This is a genomic window from Streptococcus sp. 2579 (genome assembly GCF_013277195.1).
GTDB lineage: Bacteria > Bacillota > Bacilli > Lactobacillales > Streptococcaceae > Streptococcus.
Genome location: NZ_VMMM01000008.1, coordinates 92,091 through 105,058 on the forward strand (window position 1 = coordinate 92,091; position 12,968 = coordinate 105,058).

16 protein-coding genes are annotated in these 12,968 nt (G+C 40.6%); all 16 read right to left on the bottom strand.

All coding sequences use genetic code 11. From position 1 onward, the window contains the following. Positions 1 to 25: 25 nt before the first annotated feature. Positions 26 to 931, bottom strand: a complete 906-nt coding sequence (locus tag HT725_RS05240; protein ID WP_173219914.1) for a hypothetical protein — start codon at positions 929 to 931, stop codon at positions 26 to 28. Continuing rightward, entirely contained in the window at positions 931 to 2,181 is a 1,251-nt protein-coding gene (locus tag HT725_RS05245; protein ID WP_173219917.1) for a restriction endonuclease subunit S, read from the bottom strand. Before HT725_RS05245 ends, HT725_RS05240 begins: the two co-directional genes overlap by 1 nt. Then, positions 2,174 to 4,282, bottom strand: coding sequence for a class I SAM-dependent DNA methyltransferase (locus HT725_RS05250; protein ID WP_173219920.1), 2,109 nt, complete (start codon positions 4,280 to 4,282; stop codon positions 2,174 to 2,176). The genes HT725_RS05245 and HT725_RS05250 overlap by 8 nt, the downstream gene beginning before the upstream one ends. 215 nt (positions 4,283 to 4,497) lie before the next feature. After that, positions 4,498 to 4,752: a Txe/YoeB family addiction module toxin gene (locus HT725_RS05255; protein WP_173219923.1), complete on the bottom strand. Its 255-nt coding sequence runs from the start codon at positions 4,750 to 4,752 to the stop codon at positions 4,498 to 4,500. Positions 4,753 to 4,755: 3 nt separating this feature from the next. Beyond that, positions 4,756 to 5,010 (bottom strand): type II toxin-antitoxin system Phd/YefM family antitoxin, encoded by a 255-nt coding sequence (locus HT725_RS05260; RefSeq protein ID WP_000388572.1) that lies wholly within the window; start codon positions 5,008 to 5,010, stop codon positions 4,756 to 4,758. Between the two features lie 131 nt (positions 5,011 to 5,141). After that, positions 5,142 to 6,239 (bottom strand): nucleotidyltransferase, encoded by a 1,098-nt coding sequence (locus tag HT725_RS05265; protein WP_173219926.1) that lies wholly within the window; start codon positions 6,237 to 6,239, stop codon positions 5,142 to 5,144. Between the two features lie 9 nt (positions 6,240 to 6,248). Further along, complete coding sequence (locus HT725_RS05270; RefSeq protein WP_319946281.1) at positions 6,249 to 6,989, bottom strand: class I SAM-dependent methyltransferase; 741 nt, start codon at positions 6,987 to 6,989, stop codon at positions 6,249 to 6,251. 109 nt (positions 6,990 to 7,098) lie between these two features. Then, positions 7,099 to 7,452 (bottom strand): ribosome silencing factor, encoded by a 354-nt coding sequence (gene rsfS, locus HT725_RS05275; protein ID WP_050230861.1) that lies wholly within the window; start codon positions 7,450 to 7,452, stop codon positions 7,099 to 7,101. A 12-nt stretch (positions 7,453 to 7,464) separates the two neighbouring features. Further along, positions 7,465 to 7,965, bottom strand: coding sequence for a cysteine hydrolase family protein (locus HT725_RS05280; RefSeq protein WP_173219932.1), 501 nt, complete (start codon positions 7,963 to 7,965; stop codon positions 7,465 to 7,467). Further along, on the bottom strand, positions 7,966 to 8,559 hold the full coding sequence (yqeK, locus tag HT725_RS05285; protein ID WP_173219935.1) for a bis(5'-nucleosyl)-tetraphosphatase (symmetrical) YqeK: 594 nt from the start codon (positions 8,557 to 8,559) through the stop codon (positions 7,966 to 7,968). Next, the gene (locus HT725_RS05290; RefSeq protein WP_173219938.1) at positions 8,559 to 9,188 is read right to left on the bottom strand and encodes a nicotinate-nucleotide adenylyltransferase; all 630 of its coding nucleotides are present in this window, start codon (positions 9,186 to 9,188) and stop codon (positions 8,559 to 8,561) included. The genes yqeK and HT725_RS05290 overlap by 1 nt, the downstream gene beginning before the upstream one ends. A 50-nt stretch (positions 9,189 to 9,238) precedes the next feature. Beyond that, positions 9,239 to 9,550: a ribosome assembly RNA-binding protein YhbY gene (gene yhbY / locus HT725_RS05295; RefSeq protein ID WP_000060169.1), complete on the bottom strand. Its 312-nt coding sequence runs from the start codon at positions 9,548 to 9,550 to the stop codon at positions 9,239 to 9,241. A gap of 213 nt (positions 9,551 to 9,763) precedes the next feature. Then, positions 9,764 to 10,870 (bottom strand): ribosome biogenesis GTPase YqeH, encoded by a 1,107-nt coding sequence (gene yqeH / locus HT725_RS05300; RefSeq protein WP_173219941.1) that lies wholly within the window; start codon positions 10,868 to 10,870, stop codon positions 9,764 to 9,766. A gap of 2 nt (positions 10,871 to 10,872) precedes the next feature. Continuing rightward, positions 10,873 to 11,400 carry a YqeG family HAD IIIA-type phosphatase gene (locus tag HT725_RS05305; protein WP_173253174.1) on the bottom strand — a complete coding sequence of 176 codons (528 nt, stop codon included), beginning with the start codon at positions 11,398 to 11,400 and terminating at the stop codon, positions 10,873 to 10,875. A gap of 14 nt (positions 11,401 to 11,414) precedes the next feature. Beyond that, positions 11,415 to 12,323 (bottom strand): magnesium transporter CorA family protein, encoded by a 909-nt coding sequence (locus tag HT725_RS05310; RefSeq protein WP_173253175.1) that lies wholly within the window; start codon positions 12,321 to 12,323, stop codon positions 11,415 to 11,417. A 57-nt stretch (positions 12,324 to 12,380) separates the two neighbouring features. Continuing rightward, complete coding sequence (locus tag HT725_RS05315) at positions 12,381 to 12,941, bottom strand: mechanosensitive ion channel domain-containing protein (protein ID WP_172922536.1); 561 nt, start codon at positions 12,939 to 12,941, stop codon at positions 12,381 to 12,383. Between the last annotated feature and the right edge of the window lie 27 nt (positions 12,942 to 12,968).

The window sequence follows — 12,968 nt, forward strand, 5'->3', positions numbered from 1 at the left end:
TCGATACATTCCAATCAAATTTCTATCAGTCAAATAAGGTCATTTGACCAGAAATTTCTTTATTCTTAGATTTTATACGGTGTTCAAATTCGACGACATGTTCATCATCTACAGCATAATGAGTAACTTCCAGAACTTCCCATGCACACTGCTCCTTACCAGCAATACTTTTATCAATCTTTCGTAATTTACATCTTATGAAAAAACCTGTGTTGAACGAAATAACTTTGTTTTGTGATTTTTCTAAAAAGTCCTTGTCTTTGACACTAAAACGTATTTTATCCCCTTCATACTCACCTGTCCACTTTTCTGTTACACCAGCTACTAACACAGGAGATATAATATAAACTTTAGCATCGTAAATAACTGTCTCACTAGTCTGATTATTAGAAATGTAATTATCAAATTCGCCACTACCTATATTACTGGTTACTTTTCCTTCTTGTGTTATCTCGATTTCTGAAATCTCTTTATCAATTTTATTTGCTTTAAAAAAAGCATTTTTGTACTTAGCAAGGCTAGAAAATTCTTCAATGTATATCTTTGCCTGCTCTAGTGTCAGATCTCCCTTATTTATTTTTTCTTGTAAATCAAGTACTAATTTTTCACGATCTAACGTTGTACTTTTAGGTTCTTGAACTTGTTGAAAAAAAGCAGTAAGACTTATTGAAATAATAGACGTAATACCAGCTATAAAAATTTTGTCTAGATTCTTTTTCCATAAAATTTTAAACTCCGATTTAAAACTGCCTTTATCTCTCGCCAATGCTCTAATTTCAATTGAGAGACCAAATTGATTGGTTATTTCATATAAAAAATCAGCTAAATTTTGTTCAGATTTTAATAGTGTCTTAGCATCTAACTCATGTTTTTTAGAATCCTCAAAAATCCATCGAATAGAATAACTATATTCTCCTATTTCTGTATCCATTACACCCTCCTCTTCCCTGTCACATAATCATAAATAAGAGTTTGTCGTTGTTTATCAATATTTTCAATTTGATTTTGTTTGATTTCAATCATTGCCTGAATTCGCTTAATTTCACAATCTAAATAATTAGAAATATTATGTTGTTCGGTAGATGAAGGTATTGATACCATAAAATTCGATAACATAGGCATTCGTATAGAATCTACAGTTGATTTTGCTTCCCCTAATGATACTTCATTTTTTAAATTAATTGATACATAGTAAAATAAAAATTTACTTTCAATATTTTTAAAATTTGATAAAATATACACTCTTTGATGAGCAGTAAATTTCCCCTTATAATAATGGAAAACTTTCCCTACTCCTACCCCATCACCAGCTGTTAAAATAGCCTCTGTATCATGAGTATATGTCGGAAGTTTTTCAACATTTTGAGATCTAACAAAGAAAGGATATCCTTCGCTCTCTACAGTCCTATCTTGAGTGTTACTTGTTCCAGTTGAAATTTCTACCAAATATTTTAATCGTTTCACTCCCCACCCTTCAGGCACCTCTCCAATCCAGTCGATACTCGAATCTTTCATTGGGACTGTTTTATCCAGTCCTTTTGTGACAGTCTCATAAATCAAGCTAGAGCGGTAATCTTTGAGCTTTTGAATCTGCTCCTCCAGTAATGCTTTAGCTTTATCTAACTGGGCGGTTTTCTTATCTAGAAAATCAGCAATTTTTTGTTGTTCATTTTTTTGAGGAAATGTAAAAGTGAATTCATCAAATACATTTTGATACAAATGTAAAATGGTGCTAGCCCCTGAATTTGTATAGTTAAACCACATCCAAAATTCATCTGATAATAAAACATAGTATAAAAATTTTCTATCAATCTCATCAATTGTTTGGATTCTTAACACACCACTATTTAACGAAGCTTTATCATCAAGCCCTGAAATAATAGCTACTTTACCTACCGTACCATCTTTCGTAATTAGTAAGTCACCATTTTCAACTTGAATCTGTGAAGCTTCTGACCAACGTTTTTCATCAATATGTACAGCTGTTTCAAAATTAATTGTTCCATTGTGAAAGTCAGTTCCAGTAATTAAATATGGTCCTTCTTCTTTATATTCAGCTGATGTTAATCCTTGCCAACCAATTCTACCATTAAGCTGTGTTGTGAATTTTATTTTAGAAATCTCCCACTCTTCTGGTATCTGTCCGATCCAGTCAATGCCACTCTCTTTCATCCTAGTCATGTTTTAGTTCCTCCAAGAGAGTCTGTAGTTCTGCTTCCAAGTCATAGAACTCTGCCAATAACTTCTCAGCACTCTCTGGTGCTTGGTAGTGATAGAAATAGCGGGTAAAAGGAATCTCGGCTCCATAGCCCTTTTCCTCATCAAACCAGTAGTGGGCGTCAGGTACATGGGGATAGACCTCACGCGCAAAGTAGGTTTCCACATCCTCTGTCAGCTTAACGATTTCACTGTCCTTGGTGGTCTTATCATAGACAATCCCATCGGCAATCTCATTTGCCTTGTCTTTCCTCTTGGTTCGGATAACTTCTGCTGTTTTGTCCATTTCACTCATAGCTAAGGCTAGCGCATTGACATTGGCAGGCGTAAGCTTAAACTCTCCCAGCAAGTCCTTGATGACTTGGGCAAAGTTCTCAAAGTTAGGATAGGTCTTATCAGAGCTTCCCTTAGCAAGAGCTGTCAGGATAGCTTCTTGCTTGATCTTACCAGCTACAAGATCCTGTAATTTTTTCTCATCCTTGGCTGAACGTGGTTCCATCTCTAGCAATTCTTGATACTTGTATTCATCAAATAGTTTAGCTAGGAAAGGAACACTTTTCGCTTTCTCAATTGTTTCTTCACTTATATGGCCACGACGTTGCAGAGGTTGCATAACTGTAAACTCTCGATAGAGAAACTCTTGATTGTCAAAGATTTTTACATGGTCATTTTCTTGAAAATCATCGTACCAGTGAAGGATCTGACGGATATTATCTTGGGACAACTCACGGCGTTTTTGACCTAGAGATTTACGTAGAGGAATAAACTCCTCCGTCGCATCGATAAACTGAACCTTGTTCTGGCGCTCAGGAGACTTGTTTTTATTATAAATCCAGATATAAATCCCAATTCCTGTGTTATAGAAAAATTGACCTGGAAGGGCGACTATAGCTTCTAGCAAATCATTCTCAAGGATATAACGGCGAATCTGACTTTCTCCCGATGACGTCCCACCTGAAAAGAGGGGAGACCCATTTGAAATGATGGCTGCACGGCCATTTTCTTCTAATTTTGCAAGAGCATGAAGATGGAAGAGTAGTTGAGCATCTCCAGTTCCTGGAGTCGCAACAAAACGACCTTGACGACCTTCTGTTTTATCAAAGAGTTGATGATCTTTCTTAACTGCATCCTCAACCCCATCATCCGCATCCTTACCACCCCAAGCTTGACCAAAGGGAGGGTTAGCGATGACAAAGCTCATCTTAGTATCTGGGAAAGGATCTGGATCTTTTAAGGTATCCACCTTCACAAAATAATCAGAGTCTTCCTGACGAATTAGCATATCTGCACGACCAATCCCAAAGGTTTCAGGCAAAACTTCCTGACCAAAGAGACGGACAGTGGCTCCCGTATTCAACTGACGGATATAGCTTTTAGCTGTAGCCAGCATTCCCCCAGTTCCAGCGGCCATGTCTAGTATTTTCAACTCTTTTTTATCAACAAAAAGTTCTTCGTCTGCCTCAATCAAGAGTAGGTTGACCATCAGAGCGATAACTTCACGAGGGGTATAGTGAGACCCCGCTTCCTCATTTTCAGAAAATCGGCGGATGATATCCTCAAACATGTATCCCATACGCATAGAATCAACTGAACTTGGAGACAAATCAATTTGAGAGAACTTTTTAATAACCGTGAAAAGACGACCACTCTGGGCTAGGGTACGGACTTGCTCTTTAAATTTTAGGTTTTCAATGATGTCCTTGACACGATAGGAATAGCCATCCAGATAGGCTAGAAAATTCTCCTCGATTGCATTTGGATCGTTTTGAAGATTTGCCAACGTAAAAGGACTAACATTGTAGTAACGATAGCCTGAAAGTTTCTCCAACACTTTCTCAGGTGTATTGGGATTTGCTTTGTATTGTGCTACCACCTGATCCTTGGTTGGCAGCAAGGCAGCTTCTAAACGAGTCAGGACAAACATTGGAATGATGACATCGCGATACTTATCTGCTCGATAAGCTCCTCTAAGGGTGTTAGCGATAGACCAAACCGTATTGACATCATTAGAAATTTGGATGTCATTTGCTTGGAATAGTGGTAATTTTTCTTTGAAATTAGACATTTACTTCCCCTGTTTTTATTATTAACAATTCTCTTCATTATACCACAAAATACGAGTTATAAAGCGTATTCAAGGGTAAAGATAGAAGTTCATATACTAAATTTCTTTACTGAGTTTTTGTCTTTTGTACTAGGGCTTCTGTCATTTTCCAAAAAACTTTATCTTAAACTTACTAATAAAAATTTAAAAAATAAAAAGCCTACTTCGCAGTAGACTTAGTAATGATCTTTAAAGGACAAGAAAGCCACGCTATCTCCATCCATCATATAAATCAAGCGATTTTCTGCGTCGATACGACGTGACCAGGCTCCTTGGTAGTCATACTTGAGTGGTTCTGGCTTACCTATTCCTGTAAAGGGATCACGTTGAATATCCTTGACTAGTTTGTTTATTCGTTTTAGGGTTTTCTTATCCTGATTTTGCCAGTAGCAATAATCAACCCAGGCATCTTCTGTAAACTTGAGCAGCATTCCTCACTCCTCAATAACATGGACTTGAGTGCTTCCAGCACGGACTTGAGCCATTCCTCGCAAAACCTTGTCTGATAACTCCTTATTTTGAGCGATTCTCAGGGTTTCCTGAATACTGTCCCATTCGCTCTTTGAAAGAACTACAATGTCCTCATCTGGATTTTTGTTAACCACCGTTAAAGGCTCAAATTCATCATTGACCTTCTTCATGTAGTCTTTTAAATGATTTCGGAATGTTGAGTAAAGAACTGCTTCCATAACCATACCTCGTTTTACCTCTTTTCCACTATTATACACAAAAAGAAAGAAATTGTCAGGAACTTGTACAAGATTTTCTTTTCTATCTATTTATTCGTAAAAAATCTCAAAAAGTCCACCTTTCAGTAGACTTAGTTTGTTTCTATTCTTATCGGCACTCTTCCAAAATTCTGGTCTGCTATACTTGGATTTCCTAGTTGGTAAATCTGGTCTGACTTTTGAGTCATGACATCCCAAGGTTCTTTGCCAATTCGGCTGACTAGACTGACCTGACCTTTCAAAGACTTGAGATGTTGCCTGCCTTTTTCAGTAAATCCAAGGACATGAATGGCTTCTGGCAAGTCACCTTCTCTAGCTTGCACCAAGATATAGGTCAAGAGGCGTCTGACACGCGCCTTGGTGTAACGCTTGGTCGCAACCGCTTCAACCAAGTCTTCCACAGATTGGGCTATCTTGATAGCATCCTTGATGCGCACTGCCATTTCTTGATTGACCTGATAGATGGTGGTTAGGTCGAGATTTGATAAGATTTGATAGCGGAGCAAGGGAAAATAGTCTTCCCAGCTCACCTTATTAGCCTGCTCAAATAGAGCAACAGAAGGCATAAAGCGTTCTAAGAAATCTGTATCTCTCTGGTGCTGACGGAGGGCTGTAGCCGAGGCAAAGTCCACATCTTTATCCACAGAATGGTAACCCGCCCCCTGACGTTGAATTGGATGCATCTTGATATTTCGTCCCGCAACCGCCTTGGCATAAGCGAGAGCAAGAACATGATTGGGGGTATTACCTGAAAAATCAAGACCAGCAAATTCCTTCCACATGGCTTGGGTTTTCTGGGGATAGGAAAGGGAATCAGGCAGATTTTCCACAAATTTCTCCATCTCAGCACCTTGCTCTGTGTATAAGTCAGCGATTTCCTGGTAATCCAGAACTTCCTCTGTCCCAAAAGCTAGATTATCAATGCCCAAGCGAGCCAAGATATCCACAGCTCCTTGACCGAAGAAATCAGCTGCCTGAACACTGACTAAAAAGGGCAATTCCACTACCAGATCTGCTCCGTTTTCCAGCGCCATCTGGGTCCGTGTCCACTTATCTACAATAGCAGGCTCGCCTCTCTGCATGAAATTTCCAGACATAGCCACGACTTTCAGTCCTTCAGCCTGTTCCAGCAGGTATTTGTGTCCATTATGAAAAGGATTAAACTCCGCGATAATACCCGTGATGGTCATAGTGATCTCCTACTTCTGCGCCACAAAAAACCAACGGGTGCTAGTTTCTGTTGGCTCCTTGTCCTCAAAGTCCGCATAGAGTTTGAAGGACTTGAATCCAGCCTGTTCCAACAAAATATCATAGGTCAAGACCTCATAGGTCCGCTCCTCATGCACTTCATCGTGACGACTAAAGGAACCGTCATCCTCCTTGATAAAGAAGGTCAGCTCATGTACGATAGAATGTGGTGCTGAATCCTCATAGGTGTCCCAAAGCATAGCGAAATCTTCCGCATTTTCATGGTAGGAATAGCCTGGAAAAACTTCATCTGTCTGGTAAGTCGAATGCACGTCAAAGATGAAAACTCCGTCTTCATTAAGAGCATTATAGACTTCCTTAAAAACGTCCCCTACTTCCACTTCATCCTGCATGTAGCAGATTGAGTCCGAATAACAAGTGACAAAATCATATTGACCTGCCTTGGACAAATCCAGCATATTTCCTTCAATGAAATCAATCTTTTGCTTGGCTGAAGCAGCTCTCTTTTCGGCAATTTTCAACATATCAGCACTCAAGTCCAGTCCAGTCACATCAAAACCAGCCTGAGAGAAGCGCACCGATTGAATTCCTGTTCCACAAGCCAGTTCCAAGAGTTTCTTTCTCTCCTTGGTCTTAGGCAAATGACGCAGCGAAAAATCCGTCCATTTATCGTATAAACTATCATCCATCACAACATCGTAAACAGCCGCAAAGGTTTCATAAGTTGCCATAATCATGATACCAAGAGCCTCAATGGCAAACACCACTAGCTCTTTACCTTTCTATCAATTTTTCTAAAATAAGCAAAGAAACCCAGTTGACTACAACTGAGTTCATCTTCTAAGCAAGAGCTTCTGAAATATCTACTGAATTCGCCTCATGCCATAGTTTTTCTAAGTTATAGTGGGCACGCATTTCTTCTGAGAAGATATGCACAACGACACCACCAAGGTCTAGCAAGACCCAGCCTCCTGCCGCATCGCCTTCGACATGGCTGCCTTTAACACCAGCTTCGGCTACTTTTTCACGAATGTTATCAGCAATAGCGTCCAACTGACGGCTATTCATCGAGCTCGTGATGACAAAGTAGTCCGTCACGCTGGTCAAATCTTGTACGTCGAGTGCAAGGATATCCTCCGCACGTTTCTCATCAGCCGCTTTCACGACTAGTTCTAGTAATTCTTTTTCGTTCATTTAGTCCTCTTTCTAGAAAATATGTTTGTAATCTAGGACATCTGCAAAGCGCCCCTCCCAAATACCCTCATAGAATTCATTTATCGTTTCTGCTGGAATGTCTTTCCCATCAAACGTTGTGCAAGTTCCTTCTGGAATAATAAGCTGATAGCCATATTCAAAAGCAACCTTGACAGAGGTATCCACACAATATTCTGTCTGCATACCACATAAAACTAATTTTTCAATCCCCTGTTTATCCAAATATTCTTTTAAACCAGTTTCTTTGAAAATACTGTTATACTTCTTCTGAAAGACCTTTTCATCAGGTTTTCGGTTTAAAAGCTCAGATAACTGCCAATCTTCTGATGTTTGAGCTTCAGCGTTCTCAATATGTTGAACATAAATAATTTCGATATTCTTACTTCTAGCCTGGTTTTGTAAATAAGAAATTTTTTCCAATAGACTATTTGTCTGAAAACCGGTTTCCACTAAAATATTCTGAACATCAATGATTATAAAAGCCGTCTTCATTTAGTCCTCTTTCAAATAGTGCACAAAGGCGTTATAGGTTTCAAGGGTTTGGGGATAGATGGGAAATCCCTGATGAGCTAGATGCTCCACGGTACGAGCTGTTTCATAGGCCACCGCCTTATTGAGCGATTGACTTGCAATCTCACGCGCCTGGTCTACTCCAGGAAAGGCTCGATTGTGCTCGATATAGTCTGCGACATAGATGACCTTATCTAAATCTGTCATCTGACCAGCACCGACTGTATGGATTTCAATGGCTCGCAGGATTTCTGTATCATGCAAATCCAAATCTTCTTGAATCTTGTAGATACCAACCAGCCCATGCCAGACATTATTGCCCCAGTTTTTGAGGTCAGGGTCTAGCTGATAACGGTCAATCAAGTCTAAAAATTCCTGATCTGACAGCTTTTTAGCATAGTCATGAAGGAGCCCTGCTAAGCCTGCTTTCTCGGCATCGACTCCAAATCTCTCCGCCAGTTCTATGGCTGCACGCTCCACACCTAGACAATGGGTTAAGCGTTTTTCAGGTAGAAGCTCTGCCATTTTTTCTAACAAAGCCTCACGGGAGCAGTTGATATAGTCTTGATAGGCCATCAGTAGAGCCCCTCCTTCTCGATGAAATCTAGCACAGGCTGAGGTAGGAGAAAGTTGGGTTTCCGACCTTGGGCCAGGAAGTCACGCACCATGCTAGATGAGATATCCATGAGAGGCACATCCACCCAGATAACTGGATAGGAAGTGCCAGCCTTATAGCGTGGGCGCTGAACTCCCACAAACTGAACCATATCAACCAGTTCATCAATTCGATACCACTTAGGCAAATAGTCCACCATGTCGGCACCGATGATAAAGTAATAATCCGTATCTGGATGTTGCTCTGTCAAGATTTTCATGGTGTCGTAGGTATAGGAAATGCCCTTGCGCTCCAACTCAATGGTTTCAATGTCCAGACCTTCAATCCCCTCAATCGCCAACTCAAGCATCTTGAGACGATGGTGTTCAGGGATTGTTTCCTTTTTATCTACATGAGGAGGTTGGTATTCAGGCATAAGCAGAACTTGATCTAGTCCCAACTGCTGGCGCACTTGATCCGCAACAATGAGATGGGCATTGTGAACGGGGTTAAAATTGCCCCCTAAAATCCCGACTTGTTTGCGTTTTTTCTCCTTGATTTCTGGCTCCAACTCTACCTTGGTAAAGGGAGTTAATAGTTCAATTGCCATAGGCTAGTCTCCTTTATTTCTCTGTAAAAACAGTTATTTGGAGTAGGTTTTTAGATTTCTTTGACTTTTTTAGAAATCTTGCGATTTTCTTTCTTGCTAGATTGTTTAAATAAAATCAAGATGCGTCCAATTTTTTGGACTGTATCCACACCGATTTCTTCTTCCAAGATTTCAGCGACTTCGTGGATATTTTCATCTGTATTTTGCAAGAGAGTTACCTTAATCAATTCGCGGGCGTCAAGAGCTTGACGAACGCTGGTTTTGATTTGGTCGTTGAGACCATTTTTCCCGATTTGGATGATGGGTTTGAGAGTGTGTGCCTGGCTGTTGAGGAAGGCACGTTGTTTTGATGTTAATGACATAATTTCTTCCTTGTTTTTTTGATAGTTATTTTAGGTGGTGAGGGACGGTCGGAACTAATTTCCCAAAGATCCCATCTTTGAAAAATGGATTTCCTGACCTCACAATTGAGCCTTGGTCTCAATTGTGCCCCTTGCCAATCTACAGATTGGCAATCACACCACGGCAATAACTATCGCTATATGAGCTCACTTTGTTCGCTCAGCGATTTTGGTTTAAATAATGGCTTTTCGTGTGACGACGGCAACGCCTTCTGGTCCCCAGACGGCGACTTTGGCGGTGCCTGTTACGCGGATCCAGCCTAGGCCTGAGATGACTAGGTCTGTCTTTTCCTTGATATTAAAGACATGTTGAACTAATTTTGGAAAATCTTCTTTTTCCTTGCTATTTGGTGGTGTCAGAAGGGTTCCGACGTGCTTGTCATAGAAAGCACTAGCGCCTTCTAGTTTGGTACGGTGTAGTTTGAGTTCATTATCAAAGAAGGCTGTGAATCCTTGCTTTTCACCCGCAATGAAGTCAAAGCGTCCTAGACCGCCTAAAAACAGGGTTTGTTCAGGATTGAGCTGATAGGTTTTAGGCTTGATTTCCTTTTTGGGGCTGACATACTTGAGGTTTTTAGCCGTCAAGTAATGAGCCATTTGGTGACGGTGGATGATTCCCGGTGTATCGTAGATATAAGAACCATCATCAAGCGGAATCTCGATTTTGTCCAAAGTTGTCCCCGGGAAGCGTGAAGTCGTAATGACATTCTGGTCACCCGTGATTTCTTGGATAATAGCATTGATAAGAGTTGATTTTCCAACATTTGTTACCCCAACAACATAAACATCGCGGCCCTTACGGTAATGCTCGATTTTGTCAATGACTTCCTTAATGGCATGTTTGTTTTGTGCTGAAGTTAGGACAACATCGACTGGACGAAGTCCTTCTTCGTGGGCACGCTCCATGAGCCACTGGCTAATCTTGCCCGGTTTAACTGACTTAGGTAGGATATCTTTTTTATTTCCGACCAAGAGGACATCATTGCCTGATACAAAACGTGGCAAGCCTGGGATGACAGAGCCATTAAAATCAAAGATATCAATGACATTAACCACTAAGGCATCACTGTCTCCCACCTCGTGTAAGAGCTTGAGGAAATCATCGTCTGTCAACTGGACATCCGTGATTTCATTGTAGTGGCGGAGACGGAAACAACGTTGGCAATAGACTTCACCTGTCTCCAAACCTTTTTCAAGTGCCGACTGGGGGGTAAATCCAAGACCAACCTTATCTGTCGTCTGAATGGTTGCTCCACAACCAATACAGAGAATTTCTTCCATAGTTAAATTCCTTTTTTATATGTAATCTGTCCGTACTTTTCAGTGATTTTTCGCATCACACGGCGCTCACGAGCTCGGTTAATCTGCGTTTTGATCGAGTCATGTTGGACCAAGGGTTTGACTAAAATCGAGCGAATGCCAGCACGGTGGGCTGCTCGAATATCTGTCATAAGCTGGTCGCCAACCATGACTACTTCCTTTTTCTCATAGTGGAATTCCTTCATGGCACGGTCAATTCCAAATGTGAAGGGCTTCAGAGCCCAATAAACGTAGTCAATCTCAAATTTCTCAACTGCTCGTTGGACGCGTTTCTTAGTGTTATTTGAGACTACGATAATGCGAATGCCCGCGTCCCGAAGGTCATGTAGCCATTGCTTCATCTCTGGTGTTCCGTCAGGATTATTCCAAGCAATGAGGGTATTATCCAAATCGACCAAAACAGCCTTGATTCCCTGCTCCTGCAGGCTTGGGACTGTCAGATCATAAACTGCTTCCACAGCAAAATCTGGCATATAATTTTCAATCGCCATTTTGGCTCCTTTTCTTAACTTTTTTTCGCAATTTTCCTTAGTAATAAGGATAAAACAATCCACAAACCTATACTAGCCAAACTGATGTAGAGCCAAGCATGGGGCTCATCTGTTAAAGGTAGGGGAACATTCATTCCGAAAAAGCCTGTCACGACTGCCAAAACAGCTAGCAAGACTGAAATGATAGTCAAGGTTGTCAAATTATCATTCAGATTATTGTTTAGAATGTTGTTGTAAGATGCTGATAGTTGTTGAAGGACTTGAGAAATCAAGTCTGTCATGGATACCAGCTGATGAGCCTCAATCATGGCATCATCAAACTGTTCTCTCTCAATCTCGTTAAAACTGCGATAGAGGGCATGCCCTTGAATATGTTCCAGCAACATGCGATTTTGCTTGGCAGCCGCCGTAAGATAAACCATACCGGTCTCCAAGTCGGAAAGGGCAAAAAGGTTTTTCTTAGTCGTCCGCTGGCGCAAGAGGCCATTAACCTCGTCCTTACTCTTGTCCATCTGCTCAATGACAGGATAGTAGGCATTGCTGATGATTTCCAGACTGGCAAAGAGAAACTTGTAAATCGAAAGCGTGTCATGACTCTCCAGATAACGGGTCATCTGTTCAATGACATAGGCGTTCTTGGTATTACTAATGGTAATCAGGCGATGATGTTCCACGATAAAGGTCATGGGAAAGGCTTCGTAGTATTCCTTGTCCTTTTTCAAGTTCAAGACATTGTAGATAAAGGTCACAGTCCCATTTTCACGGTGATAATCCATGTGAGCGCGTTCATTTCTATCCAGTGCGTATTCAATCGTTTCCTTGTCCAATCCATAGATGTCAGAAAGATCTTCCATATTTTTAATCTTATCCACATCAAGGTCTATCCAGGTACAACCATTGCCCAACTGCTTTTCTAAAACCATCTTTTCTCCTTTATTAAACTCTTTCTATTGTACCACAAATTACTTAAAATAACAGGTCTAGTCTGTGCGTGAGAAATTGCTAACAACTGTGATATTTCGGTTAGGAACAAAGTGAAGAGCTTGCTCCTCGCTACGAAGCTGGGTCGTACGAATTCCCACGCTGACGACCTTGCCCGATACAGTAATAGGACCATTTGTCAGAACGACCTCATCTCCCACATCCAGTTGACGTTCAAAAAGGATGAAAAAGCCATTGATGACATCAGACAGAAAACCTTGGGCTCCCATCCCAATCGCCACCCCAGCAATCCCAGCTCCAGCCAACAAACTAGATACAGGTAAGCCTAAAATCGATAAAATACAGTAGAGTAAAAAGAAATATAGCGTATAATTAAACACATTTTCTAGTAAACGCGCAATAGTCTTTTGGCGTCCGACATCATGATGAGACATTTTTAGAGAAGGTTTGACAATTCTCTGCACCATGGTATGAAGCATTTTTTTAGCAATATAAAATACAATCAAAAGCAGTAAAAGAGAAATGACCTTGGTGAGAATATTCTCGATAATGGTTGTCACATCTAGCTTTTCAATATAAGCTTGAATAAATTTTTGCATATAAAACTCCTTTATTTCATTATACCA

Coding starts and splice junctions, on each gene's coding strand:
- HT725_RS05280 (WP_173219932.1), bottom strand. CDS start 7,965: ATGAAGACGGCTTTTATAATCATTGATGTTCAGAATATTTTAGTGGAA.
- HT725_RS05265 (WP_173219926.1), bottom strand. CDS start 6,239: ATGACCATCACGGGTATTATCGCGGAGTTTAATCCTTTTCATAATGGA.
- HT725_RS05240 (WP_173219914.1), bottom strand. CDS start 931: ATGGATACAGAAATAGGAGAATATAGTTATTCTATTCGATGGATTTTT.
- HT725_RS05255 (WP_173219923.1), bottom strand. CDS start 4,752: ATGCTGCTCAAGTTTACAGAAGATGCCTGGGTTGATTATTGCTACTGG.
- HT725_RS05310 (WP_173253175.1), bottom strand. CDS start 12,323: ATGGTTTTAGAAAAGCAGTTGGGCAATGGTTGTACCTGGATAGACCTT.
- HT725_RS05250 (WP_173219920.1), bottom strand. CDS start 4,282: ATGTCTAATTTCAAAGAAAAATTACCACTATTCCAAGCAAATGACATC.
- yqeH (WP_173219941.1), bottom strand. CDS start 10,870: ATGGAAGAAATTCTCTGTATTGGTTGTGGAGCAACCATTCAGACGACA.
- yqeK (WP_173219935.1), bottom strand. CDS start 8,559: ATGGCCTATCAAGACTATATCAACTGCTCCCGTGAGGCTTTGTTAGAA.
- yhbY (WP_000060169.1), bottom strand. CDS start 9,550: ATGTCATTAACATCAAAACAACGTGCCTTCCTCAACAGCCAGGCACAC.
- HT725_RS05260 (WP_000388572.1), bottom strand. CDS start 5,010: ATGGAAGCAGTTCTTTACTCAACATTCCGAAATCATTTAAAAGACTAC.
- rsfS (WP_050230861.1), bottom strand. CDS start 7,452: ATGAACGAAAAAGAATTACTAGAACTAGTCGTGAAAGCGGCTGATGAG.
- HT725_RS05315 (WP_172922536.1), bottom strand. CDS start 12,941: ATGCAAAAATTTATTCAAGCTTATATTGAAAAGCTAGATGTGACAACC.
- HT725_RS05245 (WP_173219917.1), bottom strand. CDS start 2,181: ATGACTAGGATGAAAGAGAGTGGCATTGACTGGATCGGACAGATACCA.
- HT725_RS05270 (WP_319946281.1), bottom strand. CDS start 6,989: ATGGCAACTTATGAAACCTTTGCGGCTGTTTACGATGTTGTGATGGAT.
- HT725_RS05305 (WP_173253174.1), bottom strand. CDS start 11,400: ATGGCGATTGAAAATTATATGCCAGATTTTGCTGTGGAAGCAGTTTAT.
- HT725_RS05290 (WP_173219938.1), bottom strand. CDS start 9,188: ATGGCAATTGAACTATTAACTCCCTTTACCAAGGTAGAGTTGGAGCCA.